Annotated in this window: 17 protein-coding genes; 13 read left to right on the top strand and 4 right to left on the bottom strand. The window is 60.0% G+C overall.

The genetic code is table 11. The features are described from left to right. Positions 1-316: 316 nt before the first annotated feature. Positions 317-775 (bottom strand): BON domain-containing protein, encoded by a 459-nt coding sequence (locus tag PDMSB3_RS34350; RefSeq protein WP_232064398.1) that lies wholly within the window; start codon positions 773-775, stop codon positions 317-319. 792 nt (positions 776-1,567) lie between these two features. Between PDMSB3_RS34350 and hpnI the strand changes: the two genes are divergently transcribed. The 10 genes from hpnI (at position 1,568) to rpoD (ending at position 14,034) form a co-directional block, all read left to right on the top strand. Further along, positions 1,568-2,773 carry a bacteriohopanetetrol glucosamine biosynthesis glycosyltransferase HpnI gene (hpnI, locus tag PDMSB3_RS34345; RefSeq protein WP_007178360.1) on the top strand — a complete coding sequence of 402 codons (1,206 nt, stop codon included), beginning with the start codon at positions 1,568-1,570 and terminating at the stop codon, positions 2,771-2,773. Between the two features lie 104 nt (positions 2,774-2,877). After that, entirely contained in the window at positions 2,878-4,299 is a 1,422-nt protein-coding gene (gene hpnJ, locus PDMSB3_RS34340; protein ID WP_165189401.1) for a hopanoid biosynthesis associated radical SAM protein HpnJ, read from the top strand. A 26-nt stretch (positions 4,300-4,325) separates the two neighbouring features. Continuing rightward, positions 4,326-5,138, top strand: a complete 813-nt coding sequence (gene hpnK, locus PDMSB3_RS34335; protein ID WP_007178358.1) for a hopanoid biosynthesis-associated protein HpnK — start codon at positions 4,326-4,328, stop codon at positions 5,136-5,138. A gap of 5 nt (positions 5,139-5,143) precedes the next feature. Then, positions 5,144-6,151, top strand: coding sequence for a lysylphosphatidylglycerol synthase domain-containing protein (locus tag PDMSB3_RS34330; RefSeq protein WP_165189399.1), 1,008 nt, complete (start codon positions 5,144-5,146; stop codon positions 6,149-6,151). Positions 6,152-6,450: 299 nt separating this feature from the next. Beyond that, complete coding sequence (locus PDMSB3_RS34325) at positions 6,451-7,605, top strand: porin (protein ID WP_007178356.1); 1,155 nt, start codon at positions 6,451-6,453, stop codon at positions 7,603-7,605. Between the two features lie 707 nt (positions 7,606-8,312). Continuing rightward, positions 8,313-8,840 (top strand): flavodoxin family protein, encoded by a 528-nt coding sequence (locus PDMSB3_RS34320; protein WP_007178355.1) that lies wholly within the window; start codon positions 8,313-8,315, stop codon positions 8,838-8,840. A 93-nt stretch (positions 8,841-8,933) separates the two neighbouring features. Then, positions 8,934-9,953 carry a LysR family transcriptional regulator gene (locus PDMSB3_RS34315; RefSeq protein WP_007178354.1) on the top strand — a complete coding sequence of 340 codons (1,020 nt, stop codon included), beginning with the start codon at positions 8,934-8,936 and terminating at the stop codon, positions 9,951-9,953. A gap of 165 nt (positions 9,954-10,118) precedes the next feature. After that, a complete protein-coding gene (locus PDMSB3_RS34310) occupies positions 10,119-10,421 on the top strand; it encodes a DUF4148 domain-containing protein (RefSeq protein ID WP_007178353.1) in 303 nt (100 codons plus the stop codon). 278 nt (positions 10,422-10,699) lie between these two features. Next, positions 10,700-11,860 (top strand): porin, encoded by a 1,161-nt coding sequence (locus PDMSB3_RS34305; RefSeq protein ID WP_007178352.1) that lies wholly within the window; start codon positions 10,700-10,702, stop codon positions 11,858-11,860. 287 nt (positions 11,861-12,147) lie between these two features. Next, positions 12,148-14,034 (top strand): RNA polymerase sigma factor RpoD, encoded by a 1,887-nt coding sequence (rpoD, locus tag PDMSB3_RS34300; RefSeq protein WP_165189393.1) that lies wholly within the window; start codon positions 12,148-12,150, stop codon positions 14,032-14,034. Between the two features lie 140 nt (positions 14,035-14,174). Here rpoD and PDMSB3_RS34295 read toward each other — a convergent pair whose 3' ends face one another. Beyond that, complete coding sequence (locus PDMSB3_RS34295; protein WP_007178350.1) at positions 14,175-14,516, bottom strand: DUF4148 domain-containing protein; 342 nt, start codon at positions 14,514-14,516, stop codon at positions 14,175-14,177. A gap of 312 nt (positions 14,517-14,828) precedes the next feature. Between PDMSB3_RS34295 and PDMSB3_RS34290 the strand changes: the two genes are divergently transcribed. Next, the gene (locus tag PDMSB3_RS34290; RefSeq protein WP_165189390.1) at positions 14,829-17,012 is read left to right on the top strand and encodes an FUSC family protein; all 2,184 of its coding nucleotides are present in this window, start codon (positions 14,829-14,831) and stop codon (positions 17,010-17,012) included. Positions 17,013-17,113: 101 nt separating this feature from the next. Here PDMSB3_RS34290 and PDMSB3_RS34285 read toward each other — a convergent pair whose 3' ends face one another. Continuing rightward, positions 17,114-18,628, bottom strand: coding sequence for an acetyl-CoA hydrolase/transferase family protein (locus PDMSB3_RS34285; protein WP_165189387.1), 1,515 nt, complete (start codon positions 18,626-18,628; stop codon positions 17,114-17,116). A 517-nt stretch (positions 18,629-19,145) separates the two neighbouring features. Between PDMSB3_RS34285 and PDMSB3_RS34280 the strand changes: the two genes are divergently transcribed. Continuing rightward, entirely contained in the window at positions 19,146-20,282 is a 1,137-nt protein-coding gene (locus PDMSB3_RS34280) for a porin (protein ID WP_165189384.1), read from the top strand. A 41-nt stretch (positions 20,283-20,323) separates the two neighbouring features. On the opposite strand, the gene PDMSB3_RS34275 is transcribed toward PDMSB3_RS34280, so the two are convergent. Further along, positions 20,324-21,106, bottom strand: coding sequence for a LemA family protein (locus tag PDMSB3_RS34275; protein WP_232064395.1), 783 nt, complete (start codon positions 21,104-21,106; stop codon positions 20,324-20,326). A gap of 228 nt (positions 21,107-21,334) precedes the next feature. On the opposite strand from PDMSB3_RS34275, the gene PDMSB3_RS34270 reads away from it, so the two are divergent. Next, positions 21,335-23,455: an EAL domain-containing protein gene (locus PDMSB3_RS34270; protein ID WP_232064394.1), complete on the top strand. Its 2,121-nt coding sequence runs from the start codon at positions 21,335-21,337 to the stop codon at positions 23,453-23,455. The last annotated feature ends 162 nt before the right edge of the window (positions 23,456-23,617 follow it).

Genomic DNA, 23,617 nt, shown 5'->3' with positions numbered 1-23,617 from the left:
CGAGTTCAAGGAGCAGGTACAGTTGCGCGCAACTGTTTGAGGAGGTTAGGCGTGGCTCATTCTGTCATAGGTTGGAACCGAATGCGAATGGGAGCGATGGCGGAGCCGGAATAGGCGCCTTGGCGGGCCGGAAGTGGCTTGAGGGAGATTTCGGTTCGGCGCCGCGGTTCAGCGGCGGCCGACACGCCGGTTGGTCCAGTGGCAATCGATCGCTCACTGGCGGGTTGTTCGGCGCAGGGGAAACACCGGGCAATCCGTACCTTGCAGTGTTCGTGCGGCGGCAGCGAAAAGATGATCTACCTGCTGCCGCGCAAGCTTAGTTACCGGGTTCGAAGACCTTCAGCTTATTGTCGACGCGCTGAACGCCGGCAGCGCCCTGCGCAACGGAGGCCGCGCGAGCGATCTGTTTTTCGTCCGGAGCGCTTCCGACCAGCGTCACGACGCCGTTTTTCGCGAGAATCGAGATTCCGGACGAGTTGAGTCCTTTGGTCGCAGTCAGGGCATGTCGAACATTTTTTTGCACCAGATGATTCTGGGCGCGACGTGCTTTCGCGCTGGACGGAGGAGCGCTTACGGCGGCGCTCACAGGGGCTGACGAGGCGATATCGTCGGACGCCGCGGTCTGCGCAAACACCGAAACCGAAATGATTGAAGCGACACACAATGTGATCGTCTGGACAACTGCTGATTTCATAAAAACTCCGGGAGAGCTTTGCAGGGTGAATATCGACAGCGCTTGTAACAAGGTCGCGCTTTCGTGGAAAGTTGCCTTCACATCATTAATGCACCGGGCGGGGCGCCGCATCTGGTAATCGTCATTCTAGGTGGATGGCTACTCTGTATTCGTTGATGTTGCAGGAAGGGACTGTTGACGAAACCTGAGTCAATTGGACGCTATCGTATCGAGAAGAATGTCTGAGTGCGGCTGCTTTCAGGAGGTCATTCGCACTTCGCGCGGCCGTCCGCTTTTGTGCGGAATTCAAAAAATCACTTTCAGCGACGCACGCGTTGGTGATCACGTCGACGTCTGGTCATGGCGGGAAGCCAGCCGGTGCTGGATCGATCTGTCAACCCGCCGCACCAGGTAATTCCAGGAAAAGTGTTTTAGCCGCTACGGCGTTTATTCAGAACCATGCTGCATTTAATATGCGGTCGCGTCCCGCGTGGAGTGCCTGGATTCCTGGTGTCGGCATGACTCAAAGGATCTTGTAAGTGTCGTTCTGAATCAGCTGCCGAAAACACCTGCAACGCGATTGGCGCCGCATCTGGAGGCCTATTCCCACTCCTCGCCGAAGCCGCCAATAAGGCAGTTGAAAGAAGCATTGCTCAAGATCAATAAGAAAGGGAACGCGTCTATCTCACCATCACGAAATCCGATAAAAATTGATGTTGCCTTCCGATAGTCAGCATGCACTACATGCGTCCTGATCGATCCTTGATTGCCGATATCGAGTTGTCGAGTTGGCGATGAACGAATGAATGAGCGTGTGTTCTCGCGCGCTGGTAGCCGCGCCTCGATTCGTGCGTTGCGGCGCTCAGCGGTGGAAGTAGCATGAGGTACTGTTCGATGATGCACATTGTCTTGTCCGCTTGCCGGTGGCCGCTGGTAGTGCTGTGCTGCATGGCTACGCTATACGCAGTCGTTGCCGCGGTCGCGACTCCGTTTCTGCGCGCGACTCGCGCGAACAACAACCGGTTCCAGCCATATACTGGAATGGCCGACGGCGTCAGTGTATTGAAGCCTTTATGCGGTGACGAGCCGAGGTTGTATGAGAATCTCGCTACGTTCTGCGAGCAGACGCATCCACGCTTCCAGATTCTGTTCGGTGTGTCTTCGCCCGGCGACGCAGCCATTCCGGTTGTAAGGCGTCTGCAGGCTGCGTATCCATCGCGTGATATCGAACTCGCAATCGATTCGCGAGTACATGGCAGCAATCTGAAGGTGAGTAATCTCATCAACATGGCCGAGCGGGCCAAGTACGACGTGATCGTGATTGCGGACAGCGATATCGCAGTCAACCCCGACTATTTAAGTACTGTTTCAGCGCCGTTGGCCGATCCTGGAGTCGGCGTGGTGACATGTCTCTACGTGGCGCAGAGTGTTGGCGGTTTCTGGCCTCGTATTGGCGCGCTCTTTATTAACGAGTGGTTTGCTCCATCCGTGCGAGTGGCGCACGCAGTCGGCTCCCGCCGGTTTGGCTTCGGGGCGACGCTCGCGTTGCGGCGCGCTACGCTCGAGCGCATCGGCGGCTTCCATGCGCTGAAAGATTGCCTTGCCGACGACTACTGGCTCGCCGAGCACGTCCGCAACCTCGGACTTCGTACGGTGCTGTCCCCGGTGATGGTCGCGACCGACGTCATCGAACCGACATTCGCAACGTTGTGGCTCAGAGAAACGCGCTGGTTGCGTACGATCAGGTCAGTGAATCAGCCGGGCTTCGCGTCATTGTTCATTACGTTTGCTACGCCGTGGCTTGTATCCGGTGCATGGTTGGCGTTAGATTTTCGTTCGGGCGTGGTAGCGGGCGCGCATCCGTGGGCGGCAACGGCGATGGCGGTCAATTCGGCCGTTGGCGTGGCCGCGCGGATACTGCTTCACGCACGGGGCGCACGTCATTCGCGTTCGTTCTGGCGCGATCTGCCGCTCGTGCCGCTACGCGATACGTTATTGGCGTTGCAATGGCTCGCTGGAGCGTTTGGTTCGCATGTCGTGTGGCGTGGAGCGCGCGTGCCAGTTGCACCGTCCACTAACCCGATCAATCCTCAGTTATGAAGGCGCTGGATTTCACCGATGCATCCGATGGCCTCTGACATTACATACGTTTCGCGCCAGCGGCGCGAAAATTTCTTTATTGAACGCAAGTTGCCGGAGCAATCATGAAAGCGCTTTTCTTGCAGGCGCCGTCGTACGACGGCTTCGATGGTGGCGCGGGTTCGCGCTATCAGGCCAAACGTGAAGTCCGCTCGTTCTGGTATCCCACGTGGCTCGCACAGCCCGCCGCACTCGTGCCCGACAGCCGCGTGCTCGACGCACCGGCAGATGGTTTGTCGGTCGACCAAACGCTGGACATTGCGCAGCAATACGATCTGGTGGTGATCCACACCAGCACGCCGTCCTTTCCCACCGACGCCCTGTTCGCCGAAGACCTGAAGAAGCGCAAACCGTCCGTGTTGATCGGCATGGTGGGCGCGAAGGTCGCCGTCGATCCGCACAATTCGCTGACGGCTACCGAAGCGATCGACTTCGTCTGCCGCGAGGAATTCGACTTCACCTGTCAGGAAGTCGCCGGAGGCAAGCCGTTTGCGCAGATCCAGGGTCTGAGCTATCGCGCCGCCGACGGTTCGATCGAGCACAACGAAGCGCGCCCGATCCTCGAGAACATGGACGAGCTGCCGTTCGTCGCGCCCGTCTACAAGCGCGATCTGAAGATCGACAACTACTTCATCGGTTATCTGAAGCACCCGTACGTGTCGATCTACACGGGCCGCGGTTGCCGCTCGAAGTGCACCTTCTGCCTGTGGCCGCAAACCGTGGGCGGACATCGCTACCGCACGCGCTCGGTCGAAAACGTGCTGGCGGAAGTGAAGTGGATTCGCGACAACATGCCTGAAGTCAGGGAGATCATGTTCGACGACGACACCTTCACCGACTTCAAGCCGCGGGTCGAAGAAATTGCCCGCGGTCTTGGGCAACTGGGCGTGACGTGGTCGTGCAATGCGAAGGCGAACGTGCCGTACTCGACGCTGAAGATCATGAAGGAAAACGGCCTGCGCCTGCTGCTGGTCGGTTATGAATCGGGCGACGACCAGATCCTGCTGAACATCAAGAAGGGTCTGCGCACGGACATCGCACGCCGTTTCAGCGACGATTGCCGCAAACTCGGCATCAAGATTCACGGCACGTTCATTCTCGGTCTGCCCGGCGAAACACAGGACACGATCCAGAAGACGATCGAATACGCCAAAGAGATCAATCCGCACACGATCCAGGTATCGCTCGCGGCGCCGTATCCCGGCACGACGCTCTATAACCAGGCGGTTGACAACGGCTGGCTCGAAGAGAACAAGGTGATCAACCTCGTGAGCAAATCAGGCGTGCAACTGGCGGCGATCGGCTATCCGCATCTGTCGCGCGACGAGATTTACCATCAGCTCGAAAACTTCTACAAGCGTTTCTATTTCCGGCCGTCGAAGATCTGGGAAATCCTGCGGGAGATGCTGACGAGCTGGGACATGATGAAACGGCGCCTGCGCGAGGGCGTCGAATTCTTCCGTTTCCTGCGCGCCCACGAGGCGTGATCTTCAATGATCGCATGCGTCAGAGAATGCTGATTATTACGGCGGACGATTTCGGCCTGCATCCTCGCGTGAACGAGGCGGTTGAGCTCGCCTACCGGCATGGTGTATTGACCGCGGCGAGCCTGATGGTAGGCGCGCCCGCTGCAGAGGATGCGATAGCGCGTGCCCGATCGCTTCCGGGACTGTGCGTGGGCCTCCATCTGGTCCTCGCCGATGGCATGCCTGTGCTGCCACGCGAGTCGATTCCCGCGCTGGTGGGCGCGCAAGGCCGGTTCGGTAGCAACATGGTGCGCGACGGTTTCAGGTTCTACTTTCTACCGCACGTTCGCGCGCAACTTGCGCTGGAAATCCGCGCGCAGTTCGAGGCGTTTGCGAAGACGGGCCTGCCACTCGATCACGTCAATACACACAAGCATTTTCACCTTCATCCAACGGTACTCTCGCTGATCATCGAGATCGGGCGCGACTTCGGAATGCGCGCAATGCGTCTGCCAGGCGAGCGCGATGCGCCGCTCTGGTTACGGCCGTGGATGAACCTGGTGCGCGCGCGACTTGACCGCGCGGGCATTGCCCATAACGACTATGTGATCGGTCTCGCGGACACCGGACGCATGACCGAGTCGGTGTGGCTTGCCGCGCTCGAAGGGCTCCCCGGTGGTGTCGGCGAGATCTATTGTCACCCGGCCACAGCGGGCGACGCTCCATTGACGCCGGGAATGCAGTCCTACCGTCATGCGGACGAACTCGACGCGCTGCTGTCCCCGCGCGTGGCAGAAGCGATCGGTGCCGCTGGTGCGACGCGCGGCGCCTTTGCCGACCTGCTCGCACTGCGCGGGTAATCGGTATGAAATGGCTGCGTTGGATAGGATTGCCCGCCGGTATCGCGATGCTCATCGCGCTCGTGTTGCATGAAGGTGCTGGCGACGTCATGCACGTTATTGCCGGCGCGGGGTTCGCGTTGCTGTTGTTAGTGCCATTGCACGCATTGCCCCTATTACTCGATGCCTATGCGTGGAGCCTGTTGCTTGGCAAGCGTGCGTCGCTGCCGTTTCTCTGGTGGGTCGCGACTGTGCGCGAGGCGATCAGCCGGCTGCTGCCGGTGGCGAGCATTGGCGGCGAAATCGTCGGAATCGGACTTGCACGCTGGCGCATAGCGGACGCGAGCACGGTCAGCGCGTCGGTCGTAGTCGAAGTGCTGGTCACGATGGCCGTGCAGTACGCGTTTTCCGCGCTTGGGCTCGTACTGATCGCCACGTCGGCGCATCAGGTCAGCGCGATAAAGACGATCGGGCTCGCACTGGCGCTTTCACTACCGCTGCCAATCCTGACGGTTGTACTCATCCGCCGCGGGCGGGTATTTCACAGGATCGAACGCTTCGCCGCGAAACTGCTGGGTGACGCGCACCCATTGCTGCGCGATATCGACGGAAAACGTCTCGATGCGGATATCGATGCACTGATGTCTCGCACGGGCCTGCTAGCAAGTGCTTTCCTCTGGCAATTCGCCGGCTACGTGTCGGGCACGCTGGAAACATACTGGGCTCTGGCAATGCTGGGGCATCCGGTGTCGGTGAGCGGCGCGTTGGCAATCGAGGCCTTGACGCAGGCCGTGCGTCATGCGGCGTTTATGGTGCCGGCCGGTCTTGGTGTGCAGGAAGCAGCGGTGCTGCTTCTCGCGGTCGTGGTCGGCGTGGATCGGGAGACGGCGCTATCGCTGGCACTCGTTAAACGCGCACGCGAAGTGATATTCGGCTGCGTTGCGCTTGCTTCATGGCAGGTGGCTGAAATCGTTCATGGACGCAAGGGCCACAAGAAGCTCCTTTGCCAGCAGCTACCGAATTTGCGCGAGTGAATTTCGTGCTGCAGAGCGCGACGCTCGAATCGTGTGTATTTTCGATGAATTTGCCGTGGTGTAAGAACAACACCGCAGAAGTAGGTGAGGCGGTCATGGAGTCCAGGATTGCGTTGAAAATCGTTTGATCACATGGACTTATCTCTGCCATCCGGATCTTGCGAGTTTGCAGGAGGCACTGTTGCGAGATGCGTTACTAAAGGCTTAAACCGCGGGCGTAGACTTCATTTGTCACACAACATGCGTCACTTGCCGTGGGCAGTGGAACGCAATTCTATGCACGTATCGGAGTCCAGATCATGAGAAAGTCATTTATTGTTGCGGGAATCGTGAGTTTATTCGCCGTGACCGCTCACGCTCAAAGCAGCGTCACGTTATACGGTTCTCTTGATGCCGGCCTGGTTTATTCCAACAACCAGGGTGGTCACAGCGCGTGGCAGGAAGGTAGCGGCGTAGTGTCGAATACGTACTTCGGCCTGCGCGGTAATGAGGATCTCGGCGGCGGTCTGCATGCGATCTTCACGTTGGAAAGCGACTTCAACCTGAACAACGGCCAGTTCCAGGACGGCAGCACGATGTTCAATCGCCAGGCGTATGTCGGCCTGAAGAGCGACCAGTTCGGGCAAGTCACGCTCGGCCGTCAGTATGACTCCGTGGTCGACTACCTCGCGCCGATTTCGGCTGCTGGCGCCGGCTTCGGTAACAACCTGGCCGCCCACCCGCTCGATAACGATAACCTCGATAACTCGTTCTCGCTCAAGAACACGGTTAAGTACTCGAGCGCGAATTACGCAGGCTTCCAGTTCGGCGGCCTGTATGGCTTCAGTAACGGCGCAGGGGATTTCTCGAATAACCGCGCATGGAGCGTTGGGGCATCGTATGCGAACGGCCCATTCAACGTTGCCGCCGCCTATCTGCAGATGAACAACTCGGGCGGTACTTCGGGCGGTGCAACGTCGGTCGGGGCAGGCGAGGCGAACATCGGCGCAGCGCTGCAACGCACTTATGGTGTTGGCCTGAATTACACCTACGGTCCGGCGGTGGTTGGATTCGTCTGGACGCACACGCAACTTGACGGCATCGGCGCAGTCAGCAACGGCTTCAGCGGATCGAATTTCTCCGCGGGGCTGCCGGGCACCAATCTGCACCTGGACAACTTCGAAATCAATGGCCGCTATGCGCTGACGCCGGCCTTGGGCATCGCGGCAGCCTACACGTACACGGACGGCAAGGTGTCCGGTACGGGAACGGGCGATCCGAAGTGGCACACAGTGTCGCTCGAGGCGGACTATTCGCTTAGCAAGCGCACGGACGTGTATGCGGGTGGTGTCTATCAACACGCATCGGGCGAACTCGGCAACGGTGTTGCGAACGTCGCTGTCGTCAATGGCGTTTCGCCGTCGTCGAACGGCAATCAGGTGGTCGGTACTATTGGCATGCGCCATCGCTTCTAAGCCGCCAGTTCGTATCAGACGACGTGGATTGGTAGTCCACGCGTGATGAACATCGAAGCCGATCCCTTATCGGCTTCGATGTTCCTTGCGGCTAATTACGCCGCACCGGCTACACAGCACAGCAGACATAATCAAGGTGGAAAAGCATAGATGACGCAAACGCCAGTTCAGCCCGCACCCTCACGTGATAAGGGCGCGCGCTCCGCCAGGGGAGGCGCCCCTGGAGAGTGTGTCATATGCGACTCGCACGATCTGACGTATGCCTACGGGGCCGACATGCATGAGTCGCTTTGCTTTTCCAGCAACGAGCAGGCGCGTTCTGCACACATCGAGGCCGCGTTAGCGGCCGTTGTCGCCTGTAAAGATTGTGGTTTTGTCTGGGCAGTCAGATAGTTTCGGCGATCGTCCGAAAGAAACGTAGTCATCAATTACTTACCAGACGATTCAACACGAACGGGCCGTGAGCAATAGGGCGGATCGAGAGACGATTGCGCGGCGTGCTTCGGCCAACCTCTGTTCTGCACTCCTCCGCTTGTTGAAGGTTACGTAATACGAAAGACCGTTGCGCGGTTTTGTCGCAGGGGGCGTGGTTCATTGCCTCCGCGTCGCTGCCTGACAGGTTGACCTGGATCATGCTGCGAAGCCATTGGCTCTTTAAGCTGAAGCTGTGCGTATCCAAGCCGGATGACGCATGAAGGAGGAGAGCCGTGTCGGATCAATACAAAATTCTGGTCGTCTATTACACCCGTAGCGGTACGACTCGCCGCATTGCGGAAATGCTCGCACTTGAGCTCGGCGCGGATATCGAACCTGTTCGCGAGACGGCAAGGCATGCAGCTCGCAAGGGCGTGCGCGGATATTTGCGCTCGCTCGTAGACATACTGTGGCACCGTCCTGTCGATGTCATGCCGCCCATACACCGCTTGCAGGACTACGACGCCGTTGTAGTCGGCTCTCCGGTGTGGGCCGGTTTCGCGTCTGCGCCGGTAGAGGCGTGGTTAAAGCATAACGGCGCGTGCGTCCAGCATATCGCGTTCTTCTGCACGCTCCGCAAGCGGGGCAGCGACTCGGCATTCGACCAGATGGGCGAAGCGTCGGGCAAGTTCGCAATAGCAACCTGTGCCTTTGATGCGCCCGATCTGCGGCGCGGCTACGACGGAACACTGCGCGAGAAGTTCGAAGCGCAAATCTGCCGCCGGCTCGATATGCTGCTGGCAATGGAGTGTGCGGCATAGTCCGCGCGCATTGCCGCCCCGGCAAGATCCGATGGAAGGCACCCGGACGTCGGTGCGGTCAAGGCGTGATCTGCATCCCGCAGCCGGTCTTGCATGGCAAGACACAGTCTGCACACAAGCGCGGAAGAAACGAACATCATGGACACGCTACGGAGCATGCGAATCTTTACCCTCGTGGCGCAGGCCGGCAGCTTCAGCGCCGTTGCGCGATCGCTCAACCTGACGACGGGTGCCGTCTCCCGTGCGGTATCGGAGCTGGAGGAACGCCTGAAAGTGCGGTTGCTTCACAGAACGTCGCGTCGCGTTACGTTAACCGAGCAGGGTAAGATCTATTCGCGCTCGGCGCTGCGCATCCTTGCCGATGTCGCGGACGCAGAGGGCGAAGCAAGAAGCGCTCATGAAACTCCGGAAGGCGTACTGCGCGTCGCTCTGAATGAGGCAGTCGGACAGGAGTGGGTAATGCTCGCCGCCGGCGAGTACCGCAAGCTTTATCCGAACGTCGCTGTGCAACTCAAATCGTTTGTGCAGCCGCCGGATCTTTTCTCCGGCATTGCCGATGTGGCGTTGATCTCGGCCTCGTCACTCGCCGATTCCGATCTTGTGTGCCGCGTGCTGGGCACGACCCGTAACATCTTGTGCGCGTCGCCGGCTTATCTGCGCGAGCATCGCGCGCCACGTGAATTGCGCGGACTGAAGTCTCACGCGGGGCTGGTTGCGGACGTGCCCGGACTCCCGTCGTACGACTGGTTTTTCGACCGCACTCAGGATGACGGCGCGCTCCCCATGAGCGGAAAACTGATCGTAACGAGCGTCGATTCGCTCATCTGTGCAATGCGGCAGGGAATGGGCATCGGCATGGTCCCGGCGATTGCCGTCGCGGGAGGATTGCGGGACGGTTCACTTTTGAGGGTACTTCCGGCTCACACAGGCGGCAGTATGAACATCTACGCTCTTTACCCGTCCCGACGCTTTGTCGACGCAAAGATCCGCACCTGGATCGAGTTTCTGCAGCAGTTCGTCGCACGACTGACTGCGGCGACTAACGATCTGCATGACGGCATCGGGGAGTGCGCCGCAGGCGAGGTGCCGTCGGATTCGTTGAACGCTGCGTGAGTTCGAGTTGCCGTTATTGCGATCTGCGTCCGAAACACGCGTTTTCGGCAACAATTCTTTCCAGGTGCGGCGGTTAACGATTCGCAGGGACATGGCTAGACTGCGCGAGCCTGTACAAACACTCGCTGTTGCTCAAACCATCAAGTCCCTACGAGGTTCCTCGACATGAAGTCTACGTTCGCACATGGCGTGCTCGTCGCGTCCGTCGCGCTTGCCGCCGCTATTCCCGCACTTGCGTTTGCTCAATCGGCGGCTCCCCTCACGCGAGCTCAGGTAAGAGCAGAACTGGTTGAACTGGAACTGACGGGATGGCGCCCGGGTGCAGGCAGCGACCCGCATTACCCGGAAGACATCCTCGCGGCCGAAGCTGCAGTCGCCGCGAATCGTGCCGCTGGCCACACAGGCGCGCAGGCCGGCTATGGTGCGGATGACCAGGGCACCTCGGAGTCGGGCGGCCCCCGGAAATAAGTGTCTGCCGCGAGCAACACGCAGGAGCGATCGTAACCGTTCTCCCATTGCTGATGTTCGCCGGTGCCTTGCCTGTCAACGAATTACCGCTGCAAACCGGGTTGTTGCGCTGGTTGGAAAGGACTCTTCCGATTTCGCGGATACGCGAAGAAATTTGGATCACTTAACGTTTGGCATCGATCAATCGATGGCTTCACGCCGTGACGCGTGACAGACATGACTGGTCGACAAAAACGAAGGTATTCAAAACATTCAACGGAAGGGGATTAGCGGTGGTGATGAAACGAATTGGTGTAGCGCTGCCCGCAATCATGATTGCGACAGCCGTGCATGCACAAAGCAGCGTGACGCTGTACGGGAAGATTGAAGACGGCTTCAATTACACGACCAATGCGAGGGGTAATGACGCATACCAGATGCAAAGCGGCTATGACTACGGGAGCCGCTGGGGCCTGAAGGGCACAGAAGATCTCGGTGCCGGGTATCACGCCGTGTTCCAGCTCGAAAGCGGCTTCGACGTGAACACCGGCAAGATGTCGCAAGGCGGCCGGGAGTTCGGCCGCCAGGCGTATGTCGGCATCGCGTCGGACCAATACGGCACGTTGACGTTCGGGCGCCAGTACGACCCTAGCGTGGACATGTTTTCGCCCATGACCGCGAATGGTAACTGGACGGGATATCTCTTCTCGCATCCCTACGACAACGACAACACCGACTATTCCTTCCGCGTCAACAACGCGATCAAATACGTCACGCCGACCATTCACGGCTTCACTGCCGAAGGCATGTACGCGTTCAGCAACCAGGCGGGCGGCTTTTCGAATAACCGGCTGTATGGCTTCGGTGCGCAGTATCAGAACGGCGGCCTGCAGATCGGTGCGTCGTATCTCAAGCTGAACAACGCAAGTTCTGCCACGGTTGCGTCCGCCAACTCGTCCGGCGCGGTGACCAGCGACAATACCTTCAATGCGCGGTCGCAGCAAAACATCGGCATCGGCATCAACTACACGATCGGCAAGGCACTGGTGGGCTTCGCGTATTCGCATGTGGATGTTTACGATCCGACGGCAAACGCATACTTCACGGGTACCACGCAGCCCGCTGGCGGCACATGGAACGCGTGGAAGTTCGACAACTTCGAAGTGAGCGGCTTGTATCACTTCACGCCCGCGCTCTACCTCGGTGCGTGCTATACCTATACGCAGGCAAGTCTTTCCTCGACCGTCGGGAAATTCGATCCCAAGTGGCACCAGCTTAGCCTGAAGCTCAACTACGATCTGTCGACGCGGACGTCTGTGTTTCTCGAGGGCGCCTATCAACACGCGGTCAGCGCGAACACGGGCACCGATTTCGACTTTGCCAATATTCCTGGCTCGGCCGATGTTTCCTCGGGACGTAACCAGATGGTCTATCGCCTTGCACTGTTGCACATGTTCTGACCGGTCAGTTTGAAACTGCCGGGTGTCCAGTCTGCCTTCGCCGCCGCCCTGACTGGCGCCGGTGAAGGTTCCCGCACATTGCGGCAGCAGGCGGTATTGCACCATTGTTGTGTAATCTGGAACTGATGTTCTTTCGATGTCCGATTGATCTCGCCCTATAGGACTTCTAGAATTTTAACCTGAAGCACTCGGCCTACGCCCATATCGGGCGCCGTGCCAGTGTGTCGGCGCCACCCAACGCATGCGGCTACGCGCGTCGACCTTGCTTGTGGAGGCATGCAGCCAGGATGGAGAAAGCGGTGCACGTGTCGATGGAACAAGACTCAAGGGAAATGCAGTTGCGCGCGTTGATGAAGCTCGGCAAGGAGCGCGGCTTCCTGACCCACACCGAAATAGTCGACCACCTGCCGGATTGCGTTGCACAGGCAGACGCCATTGAAGGAATCGTCAAGGCGTTTAACGACGTGGGCATTGCCGTGCGCGATTTCGCGCCTACGGGCGATGCGCTTCTGCTGGGCGACGCGGCCCAGCAATCAGCCCCCGACGACGTCGCCGAAGACGAAACGGCCACGGCGCTGACAATCGCCATATCCGAACCCGGGCCGGCAGCGGATCCGATGCGCGCCTATCTGCGCGAAATGGGCGCGACCCCGCTCCTGACGCGCGAAGGCGAAATTGCCGTCGCGCGTCGTATCGAGGCCTGCTTGCGGGAAATGCTCGAGGTGATCGCCTTGCGCCCCGCGACGGTTGACGCGATACTCGCGCGCGCGGATCGCGTCGCAGCGGGCGAACTCGACATCGACGATCTGGTTGACGGATTCCTCGAACAGCAGCCCGATGAAATGCTTCCGGCAATGCAGGGTGCGACGGCGGAGGGCGCCGCGGGCAGCAAAGTCGACGACGGTGTTCCCTCCAACGCCAACGATTCAACCGGCGCGATCGAGGCCGATGAAGCCCGCATCGCCCGATTGACGGCGGGTTGCAATGCAATCTTTTTGCAGGTGCGCGAACAGCTGGCGTCGTGGCGGGCAGCGGTTGCTGGAACAACCGGCCGGCGCGAAGACGCACAGTCCACGCTCGTTCTGATCGCATCTACACTCGGGCAGATCCGCTTCAGCGCACGGACAATCGGCGAACTCAGTGCCGACGTGCGACGAGCGGTCGAGGAGATTCGCGGAATCGAGAGAAACGTTTTACGCCTTGCCGTGAATCAAGGTGGCATGGTGCGTGACATGTTCGTCGAAACCTTCGTCGGAAGCGAAACCGATCCTGAATGGCTTGCACGCGCGGCCGCAGCGGCGCCGGCCTGCAGTGCGGCGTTGATGCGCTGCGCGCCTTCGATTCATGGCCAGCAGGAAAAACTCGCGCAAATCGAGGCGCGCGAAGGTTTGTCATTGCAGGAGCTGAAACGGATCAGCAGAAAGATGAACGTGGCGGATCGCGAGCTTCAGGACGCACGCCGCGCGATGATCGAAGCGAACCTGCGGCTCGTCGTTTCAGTTGCAAAGAAATATGTGCAAAGCGGCATGCCGTTGCTCGATCTGGTTCAGGAAGGCAACATCGGCTTGATGAAAGCAGTGGATCGCTTCGAATACCGGCGTGGCTTCAAATTCTCCACGTACGCCACCTGGTGGATCCGTCAGTCGGTCTCGCGAGCCATAGCAGACTACGGCCGTACCATACGGGTGCCGGTTCATATGGCTGACGCCATGCACCGCGTCAAGAGGGTGGCGGGCGAGATGCGCCAGGAAACGGGCCGTCAGGCGCGTTCCAGCGAACTCGCTGCGCGGCTCGGCATGAGCGAAGAAAAGGTGCGCAGCGTGCAGCGAGTTACGAGGCAACCGGTTTCGCTGGATGTCCCGATCGGCGAAGACGCAGACACCACGCTCGGCGAAATGGTCGAGGACCCGTCCGCACTGGCGCCGCTCGACGCCTTGCTGCAAGCCGATCTGCGCGTGGCCATCGACGCGGCGCTCGGTGTCCTGACGCCGCGCGAAGCGAAAGTGATCAAGCTACGCTTTGGTGTCGATGCGGTTTCCGAACATACGCTGGAAGAACTCGGGGATCAGTTCGATGTCACCCGTGAACGGGTTCGTCAGATACAGAACAAGGCATTGCAGAAGCTACGTCATTCCGACGGTATCAGCACCTTGAAAAGCTATCTCGATCACTGAGTCGATCACTGAGCGGTTCGCAGCAACGTGAGCCGCATGGCAAGCGGCTCATTTTTCGCGAGCCGAAGTTATCCAGCACCAACAACGCCGACGGCGCGGCGGCCCTTACAGCCCCGCGCCCCCTGATCGCACTGTTCGCTTTAGTGCTTGCTGTAAAGCGACTGTCTATCCGGACCGGCTACCGGAATCACAGCGGGAACCACAGCGCGGCTCGTGCCCGTCGCCGAGGTGCCGCCGGTCGAACCGCCGTATGCGTTTGCCGACGCCCGTTGCGCTGCGACTTTGGCTTCAGCCGCCTGGATGTCGGCGGGGTACGTCGGATCTTCGCCGCGCGCCGGGTTGTAGCCGGCCTTTTCCAGTTCGACGAGTTCGGCGCGCACCTGGGCACGCGTTACCGGCTGATTGGACTGCTGGGCAAAAGTGATTGCCGGCGCGGAAAGAATGGCGGCGACCAGAACAACCGGGAAAACTGACCTGAACATCATGGACCTCACATGTATCTGATTGATGTGGCCAATTTTAGCAAGCAGGACGTAATAAATTATCCGCCTCGCGTGGAACGGACCCTTGGTGAATGAGGATGGATCGCCCATGCCGACCTCATCCACCAGTGGGCAAGGGAATGATGTGTGCGCGCCATTCTGGTGCATTGTTACCCTGGCGACAAGGGACGTTCCTTGCGAACCCGCTTAATAGACGTATTTGACAGCCCTAGAATCAAAGTCTTTCCCCCTGGCGCCGGATGAGGCCATGACGCGGTGTAATTCCGCAACGGGCAATCACCGCGCTCTCCTATGGATATCCGATATTCACGCAATCCGTCATTGAGCCAAAGAACAGACGTTTCGCGCTGGCTGAGGCTGGCGAGAAAGGCATCGTCCCATTGGGCGCTCAACGACGGGCTGATCTGGCTGCATCTGTTCAAGACGGTTGCGGCGGCGTTGCTCGCGCTGGGCATTGCCATGCTGCTCGACCTCCAGCAGCCGCGCACCGCAATGACGACCGTGTTCGTTCTGATGCAGCCCGTCAGCGGCATGGTGCTCGCAAAGAGTTTCTATCGGGTGATTGGCACAGCCGTAGGCACTGTGTTTGCGATTCTGCTGGCCGGCGTCTGCGTGCAGGATCCGGAGTTATATTTGTTCGGCCTCACCTGCTGGATTGGCGTATGCACAGCGGCGGCGGTCCGAAACCGCCACTTTCGCTGGTACGGCTTCGTACTGGCCGGCTATACGGCGGCGCTGATCGGTGTTCCGGCGCTAATGGCGCCCAATGCGCTTTTTCTGGCCGCTTTGACGCGCGCTGCCGAGGTATCGATCGGGATTCTGTGTTCGAGCGCGGTGAGCGCGCTCGTCTTTCCGATTCAGGCGACGACCACGCTCTTCCGCACACTGAAACAGCGGACTATCGAGTTCACCGATTTCGCCGCAGGCGTATTGTCGACGGCATTGCCAGCGGATCTGTTCGAGAAGCGGTTTGCCGCGCTTGTCGACGAGATCGTCGGATTCGAGGCAACGCGCACCTTCGCCTCATACGAAGACCCCGATATGCGAGCCCGGGCAGCGCGGCTTGCACGCCTGAATAGCGATTTCATGAATGCATGCGCCCGCCTGCATGCACTGCACCAACTGCTCAAGCGCTTACGCGGCAGCGGCGCTGCTGAAACGATTGCGGCCATTTCCCCGTTTCTTGATGAACTGTCCGTGCTACTCGTGGACGTCGGCAGGAAGGTGCAGAAGGGCGAGCCCGAGATGCCGGAGCTAATGGAGCGCATCAAGGCTTTCCAGACCGGTCTGGCGCGGCGTGCACGCGAAACGCAGCGGGAGATCGAACGGGTCGCGCCACGTTCCATGCTGGATTACGTCACGGCGATGGAACTGGTTCACCGGTTCGTCGGGGAATTCCTGTCGTACTGCGATATCTACCTCTCGCTGGCCAACTCGCGCAAGCATGTGCTCGACAAATCGCGCGTGCGGTACGAGCCGCAGACCAGCCCGTACGTCGTGGGACTCGCATTTGTTCGCACGGTAGTGGCGGTCGGCGCCGCAAGCTGGTTCTGGATCGCCTCCGGGTGGCCGGGCGGCAGCTTTCTGGTAACGGGCGCGGCCATCACCTGCGCCTTGAGCTCGACCTCGCCCGTGCCGCCGAAATTCACCTTGCAGATTGCAGCCGGGGCCGCGCTCTCGCTTCTCTTCGGCTGCATATTCCTGTCCTACGTCTACCCGAAGATCGACGGCTTTCCGCTGTTGTGCGCCGCCCTTCTGTTGCCGCTCGGCCTCGGCGCGTTTCTCATGGCGCGGCGGTCGACGGCGGCCTACGGTGTCGGCTTCGCCGTTTTCTTCTGCCTGCTGGCCGGCCCCGATAACGTGATCGACTATGCGCCCGACGTCCTCATGAACAATGGGCTCTCCATTCTCGTGTCGATGCTGCTGTGCGCACTCGCGTTCGCGGTGATCTTTCCGCCCCAGATGCCCTGGCTCGTCGAGAAGATCAAGCGTCATTTGAGGGGGCAAATCGCAATGGCATGCACCGCGCCGCTGCCCGGTCTCGACGGGCGCTTCCAGTCGAGCACCCACGACCTGATGTCGCAATTGCGCACGCTGCTCATCACGCAATCGCATCGGCACCGCGACGCCTTGCAATGGATGCTTGCGACACTCGAAGTGGGGCACGCCACCATCGACCTCCGCGGCGAGTTGCAGTTGGCGAACGGAGTGAGTGGCCGCACACCAAAGCCTCGCTGGCTAGCGTCGATTGATATGGCGGTGCGCGCGCTGCCCGTGCTGTTCGATCAACCCAATGTGAAGCATCTGAGAAGCGCGCTGGCGACCGTCAACGTGGCGATCAGCACGGCACAGACGCATCTGGAGGAACTGGAACCTCATACGGCGGAGCGCTATCGCATGTTGAGGATAATCGGTTGCCTGCATTTCGTTCGGACCGCGCTACTCGATCGCGATGCGCCGTTTCCGCGCGACTGAGCGCGCGAACCCGAGGGACTTATAACTTGAACATCGACACGGCGGCGTTCAGGTCATGTTCCAGTTCCACGGTTCGTAGCGCACCTGGTACGCGATTTTTCTCAGGGCTTCATCGAACCCGTACGGATATATCGCTCATGCCACGCGAGCGATTCATCCAGAAGGTGCGGAGTGTGCTTGCCGAAGCTGTTGGAGCAGGCGCGCTGGAAGTAGTCTTCGAGAAGCGGACGATAGTCCGGGTGCGCGCAGTTCGCAATCACCTGACGCGCGCGCTGCTTCGGCGACAGGCCGCGCAAATCGGCAAGACCCTGCTCGGTCACGATCACCGAGACGTCGTGTTCGGTGTGGTCGACGTGGCTCGCCATTGGCACGATCCGGGAAATGTCGCCGCCCTTCGCGGTGCTGGCGGACATGAAACAGGCGAGATAGCCATTGCGGGCGAAGTCGCCGGAGCCACCGATGCCGTTCTGGATGCGGCTTCCCATTACATGAGTCGAATTGACGTTGCCGTAGATGTCCGCTTCGATCATGCCGTTCATGGCAATGCAACCGAGGCGTCTGACGAGTTCCGGGTGATTGCTGATTTCCTGCGGCCGCAAGACGATGCGCTCGCGCAAACGGTCGATTTCCTCGGCAAAACGAAGTGTCGCCGGCGGGCTCAACGAAAGCGCGGTGGCCGAGGCGACGCTGAGTGTGCCGTTCTCGAGCAAATCGAGCATGGCGTCCTGAATCACTTCGGTGAACGCAGTCAGTCCTTTGAAGCCGGCTTCCGCCAGTTCCGCCAGCACGGCATTCGTGATGTTGCCCACTCCGGATTGCAATGGCAGGAGCCCCGCAGGCAGCCTGCCGTGAGCCACTTCATGACGCAGGAATTCGATCAGGTGCCCGGCAATCTGCCTGGACGTGGCATCGGGTGGGGAGAAACTGTTGCTCCGGTCCGGCGCATCGGTTTCGACGATCGCGACGATCTTGTCCGGATCGCAACGCAGGTAGGCTTCGCCGATCCTGTCGCCGGGCGTGAGTAACGGAATGGGTACGCGGTGAGGTGGCAGGGCCGTGCCGTAGTAAATATCGTGCATGCCATCCAGCCCGGCCGGCTGACGCGAGTTGACTTCCAGAATCACTTTATCGGCCAGTTCGAGCCATGTCTTGTTGTTGCCGACAGATGACGACGGAATCAGCAGGCCGTCCTCGCGGATGCCGCTCACTTCCACAATGGCGACGTCTATCTTTCCGAAGAAACCGAACCACGCATGCTGGGCGACATGGCTCAGATGAAGATCGAGATATTCCATCTCGCCTGCGTTGATTTTGTCGCGTAACAAGGGGTCCGACTGATACGGCAGCCGCATGGTGATGCCGTTCGCTCGCGCCAGTACGCCGTCGAGTTCCGGCGCGGTCGACGCTCCCGTCAGCACGTTGATCCTGAACGCCTCGCCACGCGCATGCGCGGCTTCGATGTGACCCGCCAGCGCGCCCGGCACCGCTTTGGGGTAGCCCGCGCCCGTAAAGCCGCTCATGGCGACGGTCATGTCCGGCTGGATGAATGAAGCCGCCTGGTCGGCGCTGCAGACGCGCGCAAGAAGCGCAGAGGAAAGAATGCGAGGGGAGCTCATGATTCGGATTCGCCTGACGGAGGATGGACAATCTCGGGTAACGCGCACGCGCCGGCTGCAACGGGGCGGATGTCTTCGGCAACCCCGGCAGGACACCCCGCATGATCGCACTGAAATGGCGGACGGTAGAAGAGACGGTAGCGCGCATCGCCTGCGCGGCAATTGACTCATATCAAGGCAGGCGGGCCGGGCGCGGCTCTCATGGCGCCCGTCATATCGAACGCATTGCGCAGCGCCATTAGCGACGCCCGGTGGAAGAGTGCCTTGCACATTGACATCTATATAGCCGCGATAGTGCGATGGTAAAAAGGCGAGCGGAATATTCGCTCAACAATCGCACGCCATAGAAAACAGGTCACGGGGACCACTGACCGGCGTCGATATCAACTCTACGCATCATCCAATGAAAAATCATAGGCAAGCGGCTCAAAGCCGCGCCGCCGCGCGTTGCGCGCACTTTGGGGACAACCACTGGCATCGCCGTGGTACTGGGCGTCACGCACGGCTGCGACTCACCATGCTTCTGGCCATGACGTCGCCGCTCGTTCATGCACAAGCTTCGCTGCGGCTGACCGGATCAATGGACGCCGGCATTGCATACGTTAGCGATGCGGGCAACACGTCGGGACATCAGTCGGCCTGGCAAGCAAAAAACGGTGACGTCAACATCAGCCGCTGGGCGCTGACGGGCGAAGAACCCATTACCCACGACCTGAATGCGCTCTTTACGCTGACCAACGGCTTTTCCGTCATGACGGGAACAGCCGCGCAGCAGGGGCGATTGTTCGGGTTTCAGTCGTTTGTGGGGCTCGCTTCGAAGAGTACGGGAACGGTCACGCTGGGCCGCCAGTTCGACGCAGTGGTTCAATACGTCGAGCCTTTCGCACTCGGCGGAACAGCATACGGCGGTACGGCTTTCGCGCATCCGTACGACAACGACAATCTGGATAACTACACGCGTACGAACAATTCGGTCAAATACTCGAGCCCGGAGTTTCACGGGCTGACGTTCGGCGGCACGTATGGCTTTTCAAACAAGGCCGGCGCATTTGACGACAGCCGCGAGTACAGCCTGGGCGCCAGCTACCACTATGGCGGCATGCGCGTTGGTGCGGGTTACTTCCAGTTCAACCACGCTTCGAACCTCGCTACTGCCAATACGGAAGGCTCGGAACCGGCGGGAGCGCCTTTCAACGCCGATCGACAACGGACGTACGCATTGGGCGGAAACTACCGGTACAACGACGCGCTTGTCGGTCTGGTGCTGAGCGAAACACGGCTCGACAACGCAACGTCGATCAACAACGTCGCCGATACGGCGATTTCGCTGCCACACGACAATGTCCGCTTCGAAAATGCCGAGGTCAATTTGCGCTACTTCATTACGCCCAAATGGCATGTCTCGGCCAATTACGTATTTACATATGGCCGGTTCGACACACCTGCCGGCGTGCGTTATCCGAAATGGCATCAGCTCGGGTTGTTGAACACGTATTTCCTTTCACAGCGAACCGACGTGTATGCCGAGGCGTTATATCAACGTGCGAACCAGTTACAGGGCACGGGAATTCAGGGCGCCCAGATCTCGAACTTTTCGCGTGCCTCGGGGGCGAATCAATTCGTCGCGGCTGTCGGTCTGCGCCACCGGTTCTAGCCAGCCATTACTGGAAACAGCGTGGCCCCTTGTTCTGGCGGCTAGACGCGTAGAGTCCCACGCAATTCCCGGAAGTCGATGTGCGGGAGGCTTCCTGAAGGCCGGCGGTCCATTACGCTGAAAACAGGTTTCTCCTGTTCAGCGCACAGCCTGGCTGCAATGTTATGCGGAAATGTATGCAGCGTTGCGTTGTAGATCTGGGCCGCCTGGTCGTAGCGGGTGCGGGCGGATCCAATACGAGTCGACCAGATGGCGAGGTTGCCCTGAAGCGCACGGAAAGTGGCGTCCGAATTCAGCCGCGGTTCGGATTCGGCTTCGACCATCAATGCGGACACTGCTTCGGTGAGCTGTCTTTGCGCAACGTCGAAACGCGCGAACGCAATGGGATCATTTGCAAGCGCGGGCGTGGCCGCTGCGGCAACAACCCGCGTGCGCGCGCTTGCAATCGCCGCGAGGGTAGACGTCCCGCGCTTCAGTTTGTCTTTTGCGATTACCGTCATCCGGCTGACGAGACGCAGCCGCTGCGAATAGAGATCCAGTACGTCTGTCAATGAGGCCTTGAGTTCAGCGTCGTTCGGCGGCACGACGTAGGTTTGGCAGCCGCCTGCTGCCAGAAGCGCGAAGGCAGCAGCAATGAAGCAAACCGTTTTCGTGAACGGTCTGGCTGCTGCATTGAATGCGGCGTTCAGCGTCGCTGCCATCATGATTCCTTCCGGGTGACCAGGCATTGGCGGTGGACATTGCCGCGCGGCGGCGAGCCCCCGTCGACCTTCTACTCTGAACACGGTAGACGATGCGGCGCGGCCGGGTTTGACGGCGATCAAGCGCGACGCGCTGCGGCCCTGAATATGCGGTATGTCGGGATGGGGCACGGATGCCCTATGATAGGGTTCACGTACATCCATTCATGCGATGCCGGGAGTGCAGGCGGCTCATCGAAACTGCATTGTCAGCGCCGGTGTTCGTCGCCGGACATGCGTCGCGCTATTGACACAAGAGACTGCAAGCTTATGGCGAATCCTGCGCAAAGCAGCGGCGGAAGTAATCATTTGATGGATGACGAAGCGGATCTTTACGGTCCGGAACGTGGGTTCGTTTTTACCTCGCTGTTCAGTGCGTTGACTGATCACGCTGCGGATATAGTCGACGCCTTCTACCTGAAACTGGCAGCACTGCCGAGGTCGCAAGCCATTCTCGATGCGCTTTCGCCTGCCGAGCTGGCGCACCTGAAAGCGAAGCAGCGAGAAACGCTCCTGAAGATGGCCTCCCCCGATCTGACCGCACAGGCACATCGCGAGATGGCGTTGAGGGTGGGCCGCGTGCACGCGATTGTCGGCCTCGACCGGGAAGAACTGGTGCGCAGCAGGATCATTCTCTCGGCGGAGATTCGCCGTTGCATTGACCCGGCGCCGTACAACGAAGCACTGTCACTGTTGGGGCGTCGCTTGACTCGTGACCTTGCCTTCCAGACCGAGGCATATCAACAGATTCAGGCGTCGCGGCAGCAGGTTTTGATGTCCCTCACGCGCGTTGCGTGGGAGGCTGAGACTTACACCGACCTGATCAGCCTCACGGTGAATCTGCTTGGCCGCCACGAAGAAGTAGCAGGGTGTTCCGTCGGCCGGCCTGACTCACAAGGGGTGTTCCGGTTCGAGTCCGCGTCGGGCGGCGCGATCCGCACGTATGTGTCGCACGTCGAGGCGGGTGCCGAATACCAGATCACCACAGATCCGCTGCAGCCGCAAGGGCAGGGGCCGGCAGGGCGCGCGTGGCGCAGCGGCGAGGTGCACCGGGTGATCGATATTGCAACGGACCCAAGCATGAAACCCTGGCGGGAGCGGGCAGGAATAGCCGGCTTTCGCTCCAGCATCGCGATTCCGTTGCGGCAGCCGGGCAGAACGGCGAAGGCGATTCTTTCGCTCTATAGCGCGTATCCGGGCGGGTATTCGTCGGAAGATCAGAGCGCGTTTGTTGCCATGCTCCAGAGTCTGCTGGGGCTCGCGATCGACAGGATCGAAAACTTCGAAGGTCGCACGCGCACCGTGCCCTATACGCAACGGCAGCGCTGGACCGAGCTTCTCCACTCTGAAGCGTTGCTGATGTATTACCAGCCCTTACTCGACCTCGGGACGGGAGAGGTGACGAAAATCGAGGCGCTCGCCCGCTTGCGGGACGGGGACCGTATTCTGAGCCCCGCTGCATTTTTTCCGGTCCTGTCCTCGAACGACTTTTTCGATCTCTACGTGAGCGGCCTGAACCAGGCTCTCGCGCAGAGAAATGCATGGTTGCGGGACGACATCGACCTTGCGGTATCGGTCAACCTTCCTCCCGCTGCGCTCAGCGATGCCCGCTATTTCACCGCGACGCAGCACGCACTCGCGCAGCACGGCTGCCCGCCACATGTTCTCACGCTAGAGGTGCTGGAAACCGACGATCTGCCCGCGAGCAACGACATCCTTCAGGCACTGAACCGCTTCAAGGCGCTGGGCGTGATTCTCGCGGAAGACGATCTGGGCTCGGGTCACAGCAGCCTGAACCGTCTGCGGCAGTTGCCGTTCGACTGGATCAAGATTGATCGCAACATCACGAACCTTGCCGATCAGGATGCCAATAGCGTATTGCGCTTCATCTATCAGTTGACGAGGCTCGGTCACTCGCTCGGGAAGTCGGTGGTGGTCGAAGGTATCGAACACGTCGACCTGCTCGACGCCATTGGAATTCTGGGCGCGGATGCCGTGCAAGGTTACGCGATCGCTGCGCCGATGCCGGCCGAGCGACTGGCGGGCTGGCTGGCGACTCGCCCCCGCGCGCCACAGGGCCTCAAGCGCAATGGCGCATTCGTGAAGCTGGCGCAACTGCTGATCTGGGAAGAGCGCCTGCATCTCGTGTCCGAAGACCGGCACGCATTGACCCGGCTGGCCGACATCAACAACATGGCGCCTGTGGCGAACGTGGGCGGCGCGCTTTGGCAGGCTCCGCTCGCGTCTGCTTGCCAGATCTGCCCGTTCTCGACTTTCTTCTCCGATATCGATTCGATCTTTCCGGCCGGATTCGCGGATGAATCCGCCAAGCGTGCATTTATCGATGCGGCGATCAACGGCGGACCGCGTAGCGAAGGTTATCTGCTGGCGCGGGAGGCGGTGGTCGAAGCGATTCTCTCGACATCGGCATGAGCAGCCATGTCGGGCCTCCGCGCAGACATCTGCCACGCTGCGGCGGCCAACCAGTGGTTCGAGCTTCAGCGGACAAGCCGGCGCTACAACGCTGTGCGCTGCTCCCAAGCAAGCAGTTCACCAGCACACTGCTTCGGCGCCAGCAGCGAAAATTCTTTGCTC

Origin of the sequence: Paraburkholderia dioscoreae, assembly GCF_902459535.1 — a bacterium.
Taxonomy (GTDB): Bacteria; Pseudomonadota; Gammaproteobacteria; order Burkholderiales; family Burkholderiaceae; genus Paraburkholderia; species Paraburkholderia dioscoreae.
This window is presented reverse-complemented; position numbering and strand designations above follow the sequence as displayed.

Bases quoted from the DNA above. Each gene is read 5' to 3' on its own strand.
- PDMSB3_RS34270 (WP_232064394.1), top strand. From the start codon at position 21,335: ATGGATGACGAAGCGGATCTTTACGGTCCGGAACGTGGGTTCGTTTTT.
- PDMSB3_RS34330 (WP_165189399.1), top strand. From the start codon at position 5,144: ATGAAATGGCTGCGTTGGATAGGATTGCCCGCCGGTATCGCGATGCTC.
- PDMSB3_RS34315 (WP_007178354.1), top strand. From the start codon at position 8,934: ATGGCAAGACACAGTCTGCACACAAGCGCGGAAGAAACGAACATCATG.
- hpnK (WP_007178358.1), top strand. From the start codon at position 4,326: ATGCTGATTATTACGGCGGACGATTTCGGCCTGCATCCTCGCGTGAAC.
- hpnJ (WP_165189401.1), top strand. From the start codon at position 2,878: ATGAAAGCGCTTTTCTTGCAGGCGCCGTCGTACGACGGCTTCGATGGT.
- PDMSB3_RS34310 (WP_007178353.1), top strand. From the start codon at position 10,119: ATGAAGTCTACGTTCGCACATGGCGTGCTCGTCGCGTCCGTCGCGCTT.
- PDMSB3_RS34325 (WP_007178356.1), top strand. From the start codon at position 6,451: ATGAGAAAGTCATTTATTGTTGCGGGAATCGTGAGTTTATTCGCCGTG.
- rpoD (WP_165189393.1), top strand. From the start codon at position 12,148: ATGGAGAAAGCGGTGCACGTGTCGATGGAACAAGACTCAAGGGAAATG.
- PDMSB3_RS34295 (WP_007178350.1), bottom strand. From the start codon at position 14,516: ATGTTCAGGTCAGTTTTCCCGGTTGTTCTGGTCGCCGCCATTCTTTCC.
- PDMSB3_RS34280 (WP_165189384.1), top strand. From the start codon at position 19,146: ATGCTTCTGGCCATGACGTCGCCGCTCGTTCATGCACAAGCTTCGCTG.
- PDMSB3_RS34305 (WP_007178352.1), top strand. From the start codon at position 10,700: ATGAAACGAATTGGTGTAGCGCTGCCCGCAATCATGATTGCGACAGCC.
- PDMSB3_RS34285 (WP_165189387.1), bottom strand. From the start codon at position 18,628: ATGAGCTCCCCTCGCATTCTTTCCTCTGCGCTTCTTGCGCGCGTCTGC.
- PDMSB3_RS34290 (WP_165189390.1), top strand. From the start codon at position 14,829: ATGGATATCCGATATTCACGCAATCCGTCATTGAGCCAAAGAACAGAC.
- hpnI (WP_007178360.1), top strand. From the start codon at position 1,568: ATGATGCACATTGTCTTGTCCGCTTGCCGGTGGCCGCTGGTAGTGCTG.